This is a genomic window from bacterium, from assembly GCA_013360215.1.
GTDB lineage: Bacteria > CLD3 > CLD3 > SB21 > SB21 > JABWCP01.
In genome coordinates this window covers 1-18438 of sequence record JABWCP010000002.1, presented here as the reverse complement: position 1 = coordinate 18438, position 18438 = coordinate 1, and the positions used below count along the sequence as shown (strand labels likewise).

The 18438-nt window shown below is 44.8% G+C and carries 12 protein-coding genes; all 12 read right to left on the bottom strand.

The features are described from left to right. Positions 1–987 (bottom strand): methylmalonyl Co-A mutase-associated GTPase MeaB, encoded by a 987-nt coding sequence (gene meaB, locus HUU58_01590; protein NUN44348.1) that lies wholly within the window; start codon positions 985–987, stop codon positions 1–3. 3 nt (positions 988–990) lie between these two features. Beyond that, positions 991–1848, bottom strand: a complete 858-nt coding sequence (locus HUU58_01585) for a glycosyltransferase family 2 protein (GenBank protein ID NUN44347.1) — start codon at positions 1846–1848, stop codon at positions 991–993. A gap of 12 nt (positions 1849–1860) precedes the next feature. Continuing rightward, on the bottom strand, positions 1861–3063 hold the full coding sequence (locus tag HUU58_01580; GenBank protein NUN44346.1) for a cyclic nucleotide-binding domain-containing protein: 1203 nt from the start codon (positions 3061–3063) through the stop codon (positions 1861–1863). Between the two features lie 68 nt (positions 3064–3131). Next, positions 3132–3902, bottom strand: a complete 771-nt coding sequence (locus HUU58_01575) for a thiazole synthase (GenBank protein NUN44345.1) — start codon at positions 3900–3902, stop codon at positions 3132–3134. 91 nt (positions 3903–3993) lie between these two features. Continuing rightward, a complete protein-coding gene (gene thiS / locus HUU58_01570) occupies positions 3994–4197 on the bottom strand; it encodes a sulfur carrier protein ThiS (protein NUN44344.1) in 204 nt (67 codons plus the stop codon). Between the two features lie 2 nt (positions 4198–4199). Next, complete coding sequence (def, locus tag HUU58_01565) at positions 4200–4700, bottom strand: peptide deformylase (protein NUN44343.1); 501 nt, start codon at positions 4698–4700, stop codon at positions 4200–4202. An 11-nt stretch (positions 4701–4711) separates the two neighbouring features. Then, the gene (gene yajC, locus HUU58_01560; protein ID NUN44342.1) at positions 4712–5050 is read right to left on the bottom strand and encodes a preprotein translocase subunit YajC; all 339 of its coding nucleotides are present in this window, start codon (positions 5048–5050) and stop codon (positions 4712–4714) included. Positions 5051–5100: 50 nt separating this feature from the next. Further along, positions 5101–5910, bottom strand: coding sequence for an inositol monophosphatase (locus tag HUU58_01555; protein ID NUN44341.1), 810 nt, complete (start codon positions 5908–5910; stop codon positions 5101–5103). Between the two features lie 2 nt (positions 5911–5912). Continuing rightward, on the bottom strand, positions 5913–9710 hold the full coding sequence (locus HUU58_01550; protein ID NUN44340.1) for a tetratricopeptide repeat protein: 3798 nt from the start codon (positions 9708–9710) through the stop codon (positions 5913–5915). Between the two features lie 22 nt (positions 9711–9732). Continuing rightward, a complete protein-coding gene (locus HUU58_01545; GenBank protein NUN44339.1) occupies positions 9733–12015 on the bottom strand; it encodes a UvrD-helicase domain-containing protein in 2283 nt (760 codons plus the stop codon). A gap of 119 nt (positions 12016–12134) precedes the next feature. After that, on the bottom strand, positions 12135–16697 hold the full coding sequence (locus HUU58_01540) for a T9SS type A sorting domain-containing protein (protein NUN44338.1): 4563 nt from the start codon (positions 16695–16697) through the stop codon (positions 12135–12137). Further along, the coding region (locus HUU58_01535) for a hypothetical protein (protein NUN44337.1) at positions 16681–18438 on the bottom strand (1758 nt) is incomplete at its 5' end. The genes HUU58_01535 and HUU58_01540, both read right to left, overlap by 17 nt.

Genomic DNA, 18438 nt, shown 5'->3' with positions numbered 1-18438 from the left:
TCATTTTCCGGACGGTATCGCGGAAGAATACATTGATCGGAAAATCATATCGGCCGCGTCTTGCAGGATAATTTTTTTGTAAAAAACAGCATCAATTTGTTCATCTACCAAGCCACGATATCCTTCGGAAGTAAGGTGGTCGTGTAATTTTTTATTTACGCCACGAAGTAATGCGTTTCGAATACGACTCTTCCTTCTTATATCCATGTCCCCGCTTGATTCCAAATATTCTCTGTGCTTAAAAACCGTTTCTAAAGCGGCATCAATGCCTTCGTTTTGCGTTGCCACTGTTTTTAAAACGACCGGCATCCATGGTGCATGGGCGTAACGAATTTGTACGGCAGCTTCTAATTCACGTTTGAGGATGTCCGCCTGATCGCGATCGGATTTATTGACTACAAATAAATCCGCGATCTCCATAATGCCGGCTTTCATGGCCTGCACCCCATCGCCTGATTCCGGTACAAGCACAACAACTACGGTATCGGTGAATTGGACGATATCTATTTCCGATTGACCTACACCGACCGTTTCAAAAATAATAACATCGTACCCAAACGCATCCAACAAGTCTGCCGCGGCGTGTGCCGTATGCACCAGACCGCCCATCGCCCCGCGGGTAGCCATACTGCGAATAAAAATACTCTCATGCATAGAAATCGCTTGCATCCGAAAACGGTCACCCAATATGGCACCCCCCGTAAATGCGCTGGTCGGATCGACGGCAATAATACCGACACGTTTCCCTTGTTGTGCCAATCCTAATGCAGCGGCATTGACTAATGTACTTTTACCGGCACCCGGAGGGCCGGTAATGCCGATCCGGTAGGCTTGTCCTGTATAGGGAAGTAACGCTCGCAAAATATCGGGGCCGTTTTCCGCGTCGTTCTCTACCGACGACAGTAATCTGGACAGATAACGTTTTCGTTTAGGATCATTATGCGCCAATAAACGCACGGCATCTATATGTTCCATTGAGATACTCATATGCTAATTTCGAATAGCCCCGGTCAAAATACGAAAAGCAATTCGCATCAGATCGGCAAAAAAATAAAACGGAATAGTCAACCAATGATACCAACGGGCATATTTGATGAGCAATTTCATATTACTAAAAAAACGTAACCGAATTTTTCGTAATGATAATTGCCCACCCGTTGAAGCAGATATTTTATGCCAAATTTTTGCCTGCGGAATATACATCAATTCAAAGCCGGCCTGTTTTGCTCGGAAGCAAAAATCTACATCTTCCGAATACATATGATATGAAGTATTGAGTCCCGGCACGCTCTTAAAAACATCGCGCCGAATCAGCATCGCACAGCCGGTGATGTAATCGCACGTTTTTGCTTCTTCGTATTGTAGGTTTTCTTTTTCACGAATGCCAATATGTCGCGCCGTACCTTTGTATAATTTAAATTCGGCTCCGGCAAACCAAATCTGATCATTCGGTTCAAAGTAGTAGATTTTAGGACCCAAAATACCGGCTTGCGGATAGTGCGCCAGCCCCTCGGATAGATAAGTAAGGCACTTTTTGTCCATCACCGTATCGTTATTCAACAATAAAACAGCGTCGGCGTTGTTGTCCAGCGCGTATTGAATACCGACATTATTTCCTCCCGCAAAACCAAGATTAGCTTCATTACCGATGTATTTGATTTTTCCGGAGTGAATTTCAGAACTAAACTTTTCTTTAAGATAATCGCCGCTCCCGTCAGGAGACGCATTATCAACCAGCACGATAGTAAACGATGTGAAATCGGAGTCTAAGCAAGAGCGAACGCACGCTTCGGTGAGATGCCGTCCGTTATACGATAAGATGATTACAAAAATATGCGGCCTTTGCATACGTGCTACCGGTTATCGGCCATCCTGAAATGCAATATGGGATAACGGTACTGTGACGGTAAATGTCGAACCTTTACCTTCGACGCTGGTTACGATAATTTTTCCGCCATGCAATTCTACGATAGTTCGTGCGAGAGATAATCCGATACCGGCACCTTCCGCCGAACGCGTCGTGGTCTGATCTACTTGATAAAATTTATCAAAAATACGCTCAACATATTTACTCGGAATTCCTGAACCGGTGTCGTGCACATGGATTTCAATGGCATCGGTAGTCATCAGCGCATGCATACCTACGTTACCGCTAAAACCCGTAAACTTAATTGCATTTTCGATCAAATGACCAATGGCTTGAATAAAACGAGGACCATCCATGGCCACGATAGGAAATGTATCTTCGACTTTCATCTCTAAGTTAATATTTTTTTCACGAGCTAGGTCTTTATATTCATCAAACGCCTTGCTCAGTAATTCTTTGAGATTATTGGGATGGCGCTCAATTATGATGGAACCGTATTCGATCTCTGCTAATGAAATAAGATCATTGATAAGATCGGCCAAACGCTTACTTTCGTGCAAAATAACTTCGACGAAACGTTGTTTCGTTTCATCATCTACGTCTTTGGATTCTTTCATCAACGTACTGAAACCTTGAATCGAATGAATCGGCGTACGAAGTTCGTGCGATATGGTCGAAAGAAAATTAGATTTTAGGTCACGGACTTCCTTTCGCGCACGATACCCCCAACTTACGACTTCGCGGAAAAGATTGTTGGTATCCCTCAAACGTTTGCTCATCACTTTTGCTAAACGCGTCATGATTTCATGCGACAGTTTTAAGTCTTCATGCATTAATGCATGAAACGATTCTTTGGGAAAAAACAATAATTCCGTTTCATACATTGTCACCGCACCGGCCGACCGCACTTCTTCATCCAATAACGCCATTTCACCGAAATAACTGCCTGCGGGAAGTACAGCTACAGCTTGTTGACGCACTTCTTCACCCGGCACGCTTTTGAAAATTTTTACGAACCCTTTGGCAATGATGTACATACCGTCCGGTTGCGTATTACCGTCTTCAAAAATCACCGTATTGGTCGGATACACTTTGAGCGTAAAATGCGGTAATAAACGGCGCAGCGCATCTTCGGATATATTTTTGAAAAGCGCAGAAGACGCTAACGATGTAAGTTTGTACTCATCTGAGGACATAAGGTGTTCCGTATTCGGTAAAATAATTATGTAGAAACATATTTGTTATTGAGGGCATTTGCAAGCATTTAGGTCTTAATAACACCCTCTATAGGACTGGAAGCCGTAGCATAAAGTTTTTTCGGGATACGCCCCGCTTCATAAGCCAAACGTCCCCCTTCGACGGCCAAACGCATTGCGCGTGCCATTTTGATGGGATTTTTTGCTCCGGCGATAGCGGTATTCATGAGAATACCATCGCAACCAAGCTCCATTGCAATCGCTGCATCGGACGCTGTACCGACACCCGCATCAACGATGACAGGCACTTTGGAATGTTCAATGATAATAGCAAGATTGTACGGATTACGAATTCCTAAACCGGAACCGATCGGCGCAGCTAAGGGCATGACGGCGGCACAACCGATGTCTTCTAGTTTTTTACAAACGATCGGGTCATCAATACAGTATGGCAAAACGGTAAAACCATCTTTGACTAAAATTTGTGCGGCTTCGAGAAGCTGTTCATTATCCGGAAATAATGTACGCGGATCACCCAAAACCTCCAGCTTGACCAATGTCGCACCTAAGGCTTCCCGTGCCAATTTACAGGTCAGAACCGCATCTTTAGCCGTGTAGCAACCGGCTGTATTAGGAAGTAACGTGTATTTTGAACCGATATAATCGAGCAGATTCTTGTCGTCGGGTTTAGTGAGATCAACACGTCGAAGCGCCACGGTAATCATTTCTGCACCGCTCTCTTCAAGCGCTTTTTTGGTTTCATCGTAATCTTTATATTTTCCCGTACCGACAATCAACCGTGAATTGAAGGAATATTTGCCAATTACCAACGCACTCATATTTTATTTTCCTAAACATTCTTTTTTGAATATACGCGTTTTAATAAAAATAGCAAACCCCGCCGTAAAGCGGGGTTTTATAAACTAAGCTTTAGCCGCCCTGTGTTGCTCTTATGATTTCGATTTCATCGCCCTCGCATACCGTTTGTGTTTGAATGCGATCTTTAGAAATTACGTCGTAATTAACAGCCACAGCGACACCATGTGCATATGAAACACCAAAATGTTGGAGCACATCATCAATTGTTGTTACAGAATCCAATTCGTAAACCGTACCATTGATTTTAATCTTCATAGCTAAGCCTTACCGTTAATCCGACGTTTTACTTTTCGCAATAAATGCCACCGCCACACAGGATTCAAATAATCGGTAAATAAGACACCGTTGAGATGATCTATTTCGTGCTGCACGATACGGGCCTTTACTCCGATAAAACGCTTCGTCTGTGATAAGTTATCCATATCGGTATAACTAACTGTAACTGCCGCAGGGCGCCTTATTTCAGCCTCAATCCCGGGAAGGCTCAGACAACCTTCGCGAAATACATTGGAACCGTCGCTTTCGCGTATTTCCGGATTGATCATCACGATCACTTCTTCGGTGCGATCCATTAGGCGCGGATCAATGACGACAAAACGTTCACTCATGCCCACTTGCGGTGCCGCCAAACCGACGCCTTGGTGTTCAGCAATCGTTTCGATCATATTCGCGATCGTCATGCGTAACGTGTCCGTAATAGCAATGACCGGTTTACAAACTGAGCGCAAAATGGGATCGCCGTATAAAACCACTTTCACAATGAAATCGGTTATTCGGCCGATTTTACTTCAGCGGATGCTTCGCCGGAACCTTTGACAACGGTGGTTACAGCCGAACGTTCGATTTCGACTTTTACATTATCAGCTATTTTTACCAATACCGTCGTCTCTTTGGTACCTTGGACTACACCATGGATACCGCCGACCGTAATTACTTTATCCCCTTTCGCCAAAGCGCTCACCATCGCTTGATGTTCTTTTTGACGTTTTTGCTGAGGACGAATCATCATGAAATACATGATCGCAATGATAAACACAAAAGGTAAAAAACTCAGCAAAGGATTCGGTGCTGCACCGCCCGGAGCCGGATTACCACCCATCAACCACATCATCATTATTGGATTCAAAGTACACCTCATTTAGTTAAGTGAATGTATATTTAGAGTAAACTAATTTTCTCTCCGAGTGATTTCTGAATATTCGAAAGCATCCAGTCATGTAAAATACCGTTGGAACCGATTACATGACCTTTGTATAAAAAATTATTTTGCCCGTCAAAACCGGTAATACGTCCGCCGGCTTCTTGTATAATCAACGTACCGGCAGCTATATCCCAAGGATTGAGGTTGAGTTCCCAAAAACCGTCAAAACGACCGCAGGCAAGATAACATAGATCCAATGCGGCGGAGCCGGGTCTTCGAATACCCGCCGTTTGCGTCATGAATGTTTTAAATATATTGAGATAGTCGTCAATAAAATCAAACGTTTTGAAAGGAAATCCGGTTGCTAAAAGACAACGATTATACTCCGTAGTGACAGACACCCGAATCTTGCGGTCATTTAAAAAGGCGCCTTTACCGCGTTCGGCGACAAACATTTCTTTGCGCAACGGCTCATATACAACGCCCACCGCTAACTGACCATACACTTCCAGCGCAATGCTTACGGCAAACATAGGCATCCCGTGAATAAAATTAGTGGTACCATCCAACGGGTCTATAATCCATCGAAAAGGACTTTCGTTCCGATGTTTACCGGTTTCTTCCGCTAAAATAGCATGATCCGGAAAAGCACGTAAAATGTGCTGTATGATAACTTCTTCCGATTTACGATCCACTTCGGTTACAAAGTCATTATGCAACTTAGCATCAATCGTAAATACGCGCCCGTAATAGTCGGTAATAATACGTGCCGCTTGTAATGCCGCACCAATAGCGACGCTGCGCGCCTGTCGTGGAATTTCGGTCATCATCAGTTCTTTTTCAGGCCTTGTATTTGTTCGATTCGTTGTTTGGCATAGGCACTGTATTCGCTTTGCGGACCATTGACACGAATAATATCATTATACATTCGTATAGCTTCATCGTATTTGGACAATTTCACGTAACATTCCGCCGCTTGGCTTTTTGCAGCACTGGACCAATCGAATTTTTTCCCCAATGTCAAATATGGGATGCGTAAGTATTCCAACAAGGCCTGTTCGAAATTATTCATCGCCCAATACGTTTCTGCGATATTAAATTGAATTTCCGCCTCGTCTTCACCGGAAGCCGTTTTGATCAGATCTTTAAAATACTCAAGCGCGCGATCAAAGGACTTCAAGTTTTTGTGCATGGCGCCGATGTCTATACGCATGGCCCAAATCGTTGCCGGATCGTCGTCCGGAAAACGTTCGAGATATTGCTGCATAAGCATCAACCCGTTTTCATAATATCCCGCGGCTTTATACACTTTGATCAAAAAATTAGTTCCCAATTTGGCATCGGCTAATTTGATACGTGGATTTTGAAGCGCCAACTTAGAGGCCTCAACAGCGAGCTGAACATTTTCTAGGCGAAAAGCTTCAAATGCCGTTCTCAGATGGACACGCGGAAGTATGTCACTATCCGGCCATTTTTGCGGAATTTGCTGAAAGTATTCGAAACCCTCTTTACTCTTGCCTTCATTAAACTTAATCACTCCCATTTCAAACAAAACTTCAGGCATGATGGCCGCCGTTTTATAATCTTCGATCACACGCGTATATGTTTTTACAGCTTGAGCGTAATCGGCACGCGTTTTATTGTATTGATAATAACGACCTAATTCGAATAAAAATTCTGCGTTATAATTCAACAATAAAAGTTTCAGGTTTTTATCCGATTCGTATTTTTTATTAAAGTCTTTTTCCAACTTTCCTGTTTCGACGATTTGACCCAGACGGTATGCGCATACGATCGTGCGCGACTCAAAAACAATTTGCTGCATTTTATCTTTGGTATATAACGCTAGCTTCGTAAACGCTACTTTTGCCGAATCGTATTGCTCGGAATTGAAGTACATCTCCGATGCCCGTGCCAGCGCTTTAAATCCGGCTTCGGTCTCCGGATATAACTGCGCGATACGTTGATAATAAGGCAGTGCAATCTGAAAATCTTGCTTCTTCTCATACATCTGTGCAAGCGCTGTCAGTGCATGCAACGCGTATTCGCCTTTGTTATCCGGAAAAAGATACGCTTCGTAGTATTCCACCGCTTTGGTAAAATTACCGGATTTGTCGTAGCAATAAGCCAACCGGTAATCAAGCGGATGATGTATTTTTTGTTGCGCGGCAATAATATCCATCTGCTCCAATGCGGACTCGCCCTGTGTGCGTGCATTAAGGTACGCTTTGATCGCTTGGGTATATTGGCCTGACAAAAGATAGTTATGTCCTACGGATTGAGCTGCACTATCGGCATACGGTGTGTAAAAATAATGCGTGATGATCTCATTGAGATTATTCAAAGCAAGCGCATAATCAGATTTTTCCTCTTTATAGCGTGCCATTAGCATTTTTGTTTTGACGATATAGCGCCCGCGTGGATATTGTGCCGCATACCGGATCAAAGTCTGATAATACAAATCCGGTTGTTTGGAAAACCAATACGCTTCGGCCATACTATAAAACGCATCTTCGGCCACAGGGCTGTCCGGAAAATCTTTTATAATCGCTTCATAACATTGCATCGCCGAACTCAATGGTTTCAGTGAATCGGGTTTTGCAGTAACGGGTGATTTATCTTTACTTTTGGTAACGAAAGGAACCTGTGGGACAATAACAGGTTTTAATTCACCGAGCGCCATCATCGCATCACCCAATCCTTTGAGCATGTTCGGCTTTAGCGTTGAACCGGGAAATCGTTCCAGCAATCCGGTGTACATCTCTTTAGCTTTTCTCTGGCGATCGGTAGAATTACTAATCGTTTTCAGTGTGCTTTCGATGACACGCAACGTGGCGACATCGGCATATTTGCCTACGGCTAATTGTTTGTACACACCGACAGCGCTGTCCGCATAACCGGCCTGTGTTGGCTTCATTTCTGATATACGGTCATAGGTTTGAGCGAGATAAAATAAAGCTTCTTCCGTCAAAGCGCGGTTTTTAGTTGAAAGGATGGTTTTTTTGAATAACCCAGCCGCACCCTCATAATCTTTGAGTTGTTCAAAAAATAAACGCGCGTAAGCAAATGTGATTTCGTCTTTCGGCTTATCTTCGATAAGATTGCCGATCAGATATATTATACTTTGCGTGGTCGTATTATTACCGTATTGATGAAAATATTCGATACGTCGGCGCTCATTCAACGCATCATTCCAAAGTAATGTTCCGGGATAATTACTTTTAAGTTTCTCTAATGCATCAAGAGCTTCAGATATCTGATTATCCATACGCAACGACTGCGCTAAAGCAAGGTATGCGTCATCTATTTTTTCACTGTTCGGAAATTCGCTGATCAGGCGCGTAAACATGCGCGATGCTTCCGCATAATCAGCTAACCGGTCTTTGAGCAATAAACCGCGATCATATAAGACGCGATCTAAATCGCCGGATTTAGGGTATTTAGTGATATAATCTTCATAATAACGACCCGCTTCTTTATAGCGTTTTAATTGAAATGAAATTTGCGCTAACTTGAGTGTCGACCATTTGACAAATTCGGATGTTTGAAAAGCTGCGGCATATTGTTCTGTGATAGTATAATAATAATCACCGGCGGCGACCGGGAGATTTAGTTTTTCCGAGGCTAAACCGGATTTAAAATTGGCCTCTAATGCATTTAGACTATCGTTTTTTTCGGATGAAACACGTTTATACAGATCAAGCGCCAGAGTATATTTCTCATTGACGAAAAGCATATCGCCAAGATTGATCTGCGCGGCATGTTTGAGTGGCTCCGGAGCAAGTGTATTGGAAATGACGATTTCAAAGTTTTTACGCGCATCGATAAAATTACGTTCTCTGAATAGAATATTGCCTAATTCGAACAAGGCATATACGTTGACCTTGGTCTTACTGTATCGTGTTACGATTCGGACATAAGCATTTCGCGCTTCATCGGATTTACCAAGGCGATCCGCGATTCCCGCCTGTTCAAACATGGCCGAAGCCACCAATTCCTGATCTTTTGATTTTTCAATGACCGTTTGCAGTGCACCGGAAGCGGCCGGCCAATCGTTTTCATTTTTGAGAAGCATCGCCAGTTTGAAGCGGCTGACATTAGCTTCCGGAATATCGGGACGATCGGCGATGAGTTTTTGCAAACGATCTTTAGCGCTGCGCAGATCACCCGCTTTGATAAAATACTCACTGGCTTCGATAATGGACGTCACGGCATTGGGTGCGGTGGGATAAAATGTTGCAATACTCGTAAGCGCATTGGCCGCAGAGGAATAATCCCCCATTGCCGCATAACATTCTGCTATCTTGGCCCAGGCATCCGGCGCACGTTTATCTTTGGGATAATCGATCGCAAGGAATTGAAAATCACGTCGCGCCTGTTCATAATTTTTTTCATTAAACTGCGCCATACCCGAATAATACCGGGCATCCGGGATGCGCATATCGGAAGGATAGTTTCGTATAAATTTTCCGAATTCCTGCGCTGCGAGCGCATAGAGCTTATCATCATACAGCTTACGGGCATATAAAAAATCCGTATCGGCGCTCGACACTTGTGTATGTGCCGGCGTAGAAAGGATCAACGAAAGTATGATCGTAAGCAGAATAGATGAATTACGGATGTTCATAACATAGTCTTTCGTATGTACACTATTTGACCATTAGGTTGGCGTATTTTACCATCAAACGACGTTCTACTCCATCTCCAAAAAGAATCGTGAGTTTTTGTTTGTCGCCTTGGCCTTCGCTGTTTTTTATGGTGCCGGTTCCAAACGAAGCATGGATAACTTGCTGACCGATACGATATTTAGTTTCAGTGATCGCAGCCGATGTGACAATTTCATCTGAAAAATCTTTCAACGATTTTTTGACACGTGAAGGACCGTCTTCATACGCTGTAACGCGTTCAGAACCGGAGTAGTTTTTGGATTGCCAGGATTTCCCCGACCCTTCGAATAGCCGCGGCTCATAGGTTGAAATTTTCTGCCAATCAAGCAATTTAGCCGGCACTTCTTCAATAAAACGGGAACGATCGGTTTGATAAATGTTATTAAACCGCATACGTCGTTTGGCAAATGATAAATATAATTCTCTCTGCGCACGCGTCGCGCTTACATAAAACAACCGTCGTTCTTCCTCCAGTTCGCGTGCATTATTGCGCGCATTCTCGAGAGGAAACAAACCTTCTTCAAGACCCGCGACTACGACTAACGGGAATTCCAAACCTTTAGCGCTGTGTATCGTCATCAGGGTAACGGCATTTTTGTTTTCATCATATTTATCTACATCGGCAACTAATGCCACTTCTTTCAAAAAGGCTTCAAGTACCGGTTCTTCAGCTTGTTCGGCGTCGTATTTCATAGAAAATTCAGATACGGCGTTGAGCAATTCGACAATATTTTCGTAACGCGAAATCGCTTCTACTGAATTTTCCTGTTGATACATTTTAAGCAACCCGAGTTCGTCTATTAATATACGCACCCATTCGCCAAAACCCATCTGCGTGCGTAATTCCTGATACTTCTGAATAAATTCGCAAAATGACACGATCGCTGCCATCGTTCGCTCCTGGATCAACCCCGCACCGAAAGAGCGCACATTGCGAAACGCATCAAAGAGTGGCATGTTTTTCACCTGAGAAAACTCCTCAAGCTTTTCCAATGTCGTTTTACCGATGCCGCGTGCAGGAAAATTGATCACACGCTGAAGACTGATGACATCGGCCGGATTGGATATCAACTTGAGATACGCCATCACATCTTTTACTTCTTTGCGATCATAAAAGCGAACCCCGCCGACGATGACATACGCGATGGACATTTGACGTAACGCATCTTCGAGTACGCGGCTTTGTGCATTCGTACGGTAAAGAACGGCAAAATCAGCAAAACGAATTTTTTCCTGCTGAATTTTCTTTTGAATCACTTGAGCGATGTTCTTAGCTTCGGCGCGATCATCATCGCATTCAAACACCGTAATCAGTTTACCCTGGGCTTTATCTGTCCACAGCGATTTATCTTTGCGTATTTCATTGTTACGAACAACTTCGTTAGCGACTTGAAGAATATTCGCTGTAGATCGATAATTTTGCTCAAGCTTGTAAACGCTGGCTTCCGGGTAATCTTTTTCAAAATTTAAAATATTACCGATGTCCGCATGACGCCATCCGTAGATAGACTGATCATCATCTCCTACAACGCACAGATTGCGATACTTGGCCGCAAGCATCTTCATAAGAATATACTGTGCCCGGTTGGTATCTTGATATTCATCTACATGGATGTAGTGAAATTTTTCCTGATAGAAAGTCAGCGTGTCGGGAAATTGCTGGAAAAGTTCAATCGGTTTTACGATCAAATCATCAAAGTCAAAGGCGCTGGCTTGCCGTAATCGTTTTTCATAATCCGTATAAACTAGCGCCGCCTTTTCATCCATCGGATTATCAACCGACTTATGAAACTGCGATGGATTTTGAAATGTATTTTTGGCTTTATTGATTTTGGCGCGGATAATATTGGGCGAATATAATTCTTGAGAAATGCCCAAATACTCCATCGAAATTTTGACTAAATTGAGCTGATCATCCGAATCGTAAATCGTGTAGTTTTTAGAATAACCGATTTTTTCAGCTTCATTCCGAAGGATTTTCCCGAAAATGGAATGAAAGGTGCCGATCCATATTTTTTGACTATGATACCCGACTAATCTTTCGATACGGTGTTTCATTTCACCGGCGGCTTTATTGGTGAAAGTTACGGCGAGAATATTAAACGGGCTGATTTGTTTTTCGGCTATAAGGTACGCAATACGTCGCGTAAGAACGCTCGTTTTACCACTGCCTGCGCCGGCTAAAATCAAAACCGGCCCATCGGTAGTTTGGACTGCTATTTTTTGAGCATCGTTGAGGTTTGTTGTCAAACCGTCGCCGGACATATTTTTTCCTTATTTATTTTTTGGCGCGTGCAATGTATAGAACGAGCTATTGAAATGCAAGGTAACAAAAAATCCTGACCGGTAGTGATCAGGATTTTTTTGAACAATTTATTTTGAGTTTAACGTACGACCATCACTTTTGTCGTATATTTTCCTTCACCGCCGGATTTCAGTACGGCAATGTAAACACCGTTACGCACTTTTTCACCGTTTCCGTTGCGGCCATCCCAAACCATTTCGACTTGTGTATCGTCTACAGTATTTTGTGTCAATTTGGTTACGAGATTACCGGCTAACGTGTAAATTTCGATAACCGCTTTTTCGCCGGTTCCTCTGAAACGGAAAGTCGTCTTTTCTTTGCCGCTGCTGCCAAACGGATTGGGGAAATTACCAAATTGAGCAACCTTGCCGCCGTTCTCCGGATCCTGTATGCCCATTTGTTGCGTTGTATTACCCGCATTGGCTTCCGGTGAACCCAAAAGATTGCCTGTAGCATCTACGGCAGGAAGCAGCGGAAGATCCGTGATGCCGGCATCTTGCGAGCCCAGTACATCATTGTCATAGGCTGTCACGCCCACCAATATCAATCTGAAATTTGGGTTTTTGCCTGCAACAGCTGGTTTTACCCTCGCTTTGAATACAACTTCTTCGGCGACTCCGGGAAGAATGGCCAACCCGTAGTCTAAATCCACAGCCAACGCACGAGCTAGTTTCTTCAATCCTACATTTTGGTCCACACGGACGACCGCCGTATCTTCATCGGTACCTAGATTGTTTGCACGACCGAAACTGACTTCTTCACCCATAAGTCGCACCGTGATCGAATCGAAATAAGCAGTCCAGTTGGTGTCGTTATACGTGCGCGTTTTGTAATCAAAAGTTTCAACTACAAATTTAAATTCCTGAACGATCATGCCGTTGGTGTTGGTCGTGGAAGAACTATTCTTCAACCGCAATGCCATGATGCTGTCAACAACACCGTTTACGTAAATCGTTGTACCCGGATCCGTTGCTATACGTTCCACACGAAGTTGTTTAGCTTCAGTCGAAACGGCAAGGCGGAATGAACGCGATTCAACTGTCACGGTATCGCGTGTATTCGTATCCGTTGGTAAATGAACAAAGCGCAGTACCAAAGGATGGTTAACCACACCATCCGGAGCACGAACAAGCCACGATGCGGTAAAATCACCATTGTCAAAATCAAAAATGTTATCCCGGTTTGCCACATCCTGCTCTGTAAAGATCAAACCATTGCCCGCATCTAACGAATCCAAAAGCAACATACCTTGGCCGCGTGGTAACGCATAACCGAGATTGGATACCGTTGCCTGTATGCGGAATGTTTGATTTTTTGTGACAAAATTGTCGGTAGCATCTACCGGCTCGATGATCGCAGCACGCAAACGCAGAACGGCTTTACGTTGCAAAGTAAAGTTCTTATCAACTTGCGCCGTCACATTGCTGTCTTTGTTGTTACGATCAACGCCGACAAATGTAATCCGAGCCAAGTCGATCTGTTCGTTATCCGTCGGAATGATAAGCGATGAAGGCGCCACAACACTCCAGCGGACAATATTATCCAGATCGGATATTTGTTTGAGTACTACTTCGCCATCTTTCAGGCGATACGCGGAGTTATTAGGAAATTGTATCGTAGCATAACGCGCCGTGAGTGAACGCGATTGGGTAAATTGCGCACTGACAACAAATATCTGATCTGTCGAAACCGAATCACCCGGAACACCTTGGATCGTTATGGACGCGTTAAGAATTTCAGCCGGATTGACAACCATGACATTTTGTGTATCCGCATTGCTGAAAACAACTACGGGTTGATCTGTGTTTTCGTCATTGGGTAATACATTTACCACGGCTGTCATTTGTAATGAACCGGATGCGTTAGCGCGTAAGGTCCAGTTGATAATCGTATCGCGTGTAAAAGTATATACATTAGGAGCCGCAACTACATCAAATCCGACCGGAACATTAAGCGTAATCTGACCGGCACCGGAGAATGCCGCTTGTCCTAAATTACGGATCGTCGCTTCGACGCTAAGTTCCTGACCGAAGGACAGTGTATCATCCAATGCGCCTACAGGCCCGGTGATACGCAGTGCCGTTGTCATTTCTGCACGGCGTACAACCGTCGCAGACAGTTTGAGTGTGTCGCTTATGACCGTGTCACCGGTTGTAGAATCTATACCTGAATACACAACCCGTAGCGGATAGACGCTGTCGTTATCCGTATTGGAGAATATCCGCCATGTCGTAACAACCGAATCATTTACATTTTGTATAAATGCCTGCGCTAAACTATCGCGGGTAGACAGACCTTCACTTGGTAAAATCATCCGCGCTTGCATACCTGAGAGACGGGATAGATCTTTTACTACCGTTTCGACTGTAAATCCTTGGAATGTCGAAACCGTCCCATCAACGGCGCCATTCGGGCTTATAATACGAATGCGCGTAGCAATCAGATTTCCGGTATTGCTGGTTTTCAGGAAAACCGAGTCCCGCACATTATGAATAGCGGATTTACTATTGGTATTAATGTCTAATGGAAATGCGGAATTAGCGGTATCCAAAAGCGCAACTACCGAGTCATAATCCGGCGTTTCTTGGTACGAACTCATCGGTATTGTAAATGTGCTTCCGACCGTCACAAAATAAACTGAATCTAATGTGGGTGAAGCCTGGTAGCGGAACATATTGTTTATCGGTAATCGGACACGCACAGGAACCAATGCCGTATTTAACGAAGCTTCACCAATATTCGTGACCGTTACACGCAGATTAAAATTCGCCGTATCCGACACTTCGAGCGAGTCACCGGGTATATCAACAAATAAATTCAATTTCAGTTCAGCCGAATCCTGCAGCGTAAATGTAACTTGATTTCCGGAAATCGGGTCAACGATGTCTAACGGTCTACCGGAAATGAGTCCGTAACCGGAATCAACAAAAGCACGATAACTTTCTGCACCGGATGCATTACGTGTTCTGAAATAACGCGACACGGCCCATAGCGAATCCCCTCCGTTCAGCGTCGTCGTCAACATACTGTCGAGATCCGCATTACCCGCGTCGCTTTCGAAATGCACGCGGAGATTAGCCGACTCTTCACCAAAATTTCTAACCAGTGATTTGATCCGAACAATCTGGTCACGATTCAAGATGCCCGTATTGTAAACCGTATCAATATACGTGCGCGTAATCTGGAGTTGTGCAGGTACGCGAATACCCAATGTATCAGAGGTATACAAAGTATCGTACTTGATTTGCGCGGCATCATTATAGTCTACGGCTCGAACCATACTGGATATGCGATCCGTACCCAGTACTGCATTGCCTTTCACGCGATAGTACTGTGTGAAATTTTGTGAACTCAATCCGGAAATGGTTGACGGTTTGTTGGTTGCCAGAAGCACCCAATCGTTAGTTACAGTTGCACCGGCATTGCTGATCGAATCAGTAATTGTAAAACTGATTGCATCCGCTTCGCCTGTATTGCGTACATAATAACGAACCGGTATGCTATCCTGACCTTGCACCGCCAAAGCTGAATCAATCAATACCGAGTCGATTACAAGGAAAGCCGGAGTCTGAACAGTCAATGGATCTAGTTGATCCGTAAAGAATGTAAACTTCAAGGTATCCAATGTTGCGGCGGCCGAGTCAAAAAGTGTTCCGTAGAGTACAATTCGCATGCTATCGCCGCCCGTCCCGTAAACGCCGGATGGTAATTTGACCGTATCGGCTCGGAACGTTAATTGGGTTGCGCCGGTAATACCGATGGTCTTATTGACATTGGTATCCAATGTGGTGCGATACGATGTGCCGCTGCCCGTATGTGTAATCTGAATATAAGTCGAATCACCGATCAAGTTGACCGGGAATGTACCTGTATTGGTGAAACTATATTTGAAGGAAACATTTTGATTGCGCGAAACAACCGTCGGGTTCAACGATGAAGCAACAGGTTGCGCGTTGGCATCCAACGGTATAGTAATAAGTTCAAAATACGTACTGTCCGGCATACCGATCACACTGCCGGGAATATAAGAAATGGCAGCCACGCGATTAATTCCGACGGTTGTTCCTGTCTGATACACAGCGCTCGCTCGACCGTTGATGTCGGTAAGTACCGGTATTGTACTGGTCAATTGACCGCCATCGGATGAATCAATAACAACGAAGGTCACTAACGTATCCTTCACCGGATTATCATATACGTCAAGAACTGTTGCCGTCAGCGTGCGGCTATTGCCAATCTTCGTATTGGCAATCGTTATCAAACTATCCTTAAACTTATATGCCTGATTGTGCTTCACATTCAATGCCTGCGACAATACCTCCGTTCCCAATCCCTGAACCTGTGCCCGGAGTTGGATCAGCGCCTGTGCCAACGTATCCACCACCGTAAATACCGCCACACCATTCGTCAATGCCAATACACCGCTCGCCGGTGTCGTCCTAAGCGTACTCGTCACCACACCGCTCAGCTGTATACTGTTCGTACTATTGGTCGCTAAATTACCGTACCTGTCATAGCCCCGTACCGTCACCGCCTCACTGTTACCGGCTATCCAGTTCGTATTCACACCCATCGTCAGATAACTGATCGCCCGAGGCTCACTCTCAATCGTAAAGTTCACACTGTCATCCAGTGTACTCACCAGCTTCGCCTTCACCACATTCTGCAGCCCGGCCCAATGCATCCGTCGCTACCAGCGTGTCCACCGTACTACGGCTGCTGTCATTGAATCCTACATTACCCAACGTGCGTGTAAATCGTACCGTATCATCCGGCACCACATTACCAAAACGATCCTTCACCACCACACCTATCAGCGTACTGCCGTATACTTCTATCGTATCAATTAACGCCTGCGCCGTCACCACCGTATCAGCCACTCCGCTACGCACCGTCAAAAGTCTAGTTACCGTGTTACTTGCAATCAGCCTGTCATTATCCGTCGAATCATAACCCTGTACCTGGCTGCTAAAATTAAGCGTCCCCAGTCCCGTATTATCCGCACGGTACGTCCACACCACCGTACTCACTTCACCGGAATCCAAACGTGTCTTACTCAATACCGGTCCACTCTGCAACGTCACCTGAGCACTACCCGAACTATCCGGCGTCAGCGGACTCGGTGTGAGGCCCGTCACCACACTGCCGCTATCGGTCTTCACCCGCATACGAAGCTCAAACACATCGCCCACACGTACCGTACGCGTCGTTACCACCGTGTCCTGCATGTACACCGCAAAACTGTCCGCCACCGCAAATAACTGTGCCTTGCGATATATCCGTACACTGTCATCATTATAAAGCGTATCCCGTGTCACCTGCGCCGGATCATTACCATCCGTGCCCGATACGCGCGTACTCATCTGCACCATACCCTTGCGTGCATTCACACCCAAACGATAATACTGCGTAAAACTCGCCGAGGATAATCCCTGCACCGTGTCCGGCTTATCACCGCCAACCAGTATCCAATCACTCGTCACATTGACACCCTCATTAGCAAACGAATCCGATACCGCAAAACTACGTGCTAACACCTCACCCGTATTGCGTACATAATAATCCACACGCAAACTATCCTCGCCCTGCACCGCCTGCGTTACCGCCATCTTCACCGAATCCAATACCATAAACGCCGGACTCTTCACCACCAGCGTATCCATCTCCGAATTACCAAACCGTACACGTACCGTATCATAATCATTCGCCGAAGAATCAAATACCACACCATACAACACCACCTGAGCACTGTCATTCGATCCCGACGGATAACGGCCTAAACCTATATCCATCGTATCCGCTCGGAACGTCAACTGCGATAACCCTTCTGCACCTATCGTACGGTTCACACTCGTATCCAAATACGTACGATACACCAAACCACTCGCATCATTATAAAACTCAATATACGTCGAATCACCAATCAAATTGATCGGGAACGTCTGCGTATTATCAAAACTTACTCTAAATCCTACACGCTGACCTAAACTAACCTCCCGTGGCGCTAAACTGCTATCCACATACGATGCATTCGCATCCAAAAGTGTCGTGGTTATATCAAATACAACACTGTCCGGCGTAGATGTGATCCCGCCAAAATTGGCACGTGCCGTAACAACATTACTACCCACTGTCAAACCGGATTGATATTGTACAAAGGCACGGCCTGTCGAATCCGTAAGCGTAGGATTGGTGCTCAATATGGATCCGCCGCCGCCATCGTTGATCACACGGAAAGCGATAGATGTATCTTTAACACCGTTACCAAAACTGTCAACCAATGTCACCGCAAGACTGCGAACATTGTCGATCTTAAAATTATTGATCGTTACCGTGTCTACCGTAAAACGTGCCGCCGCTGAATGATGAATAACTATATTGCC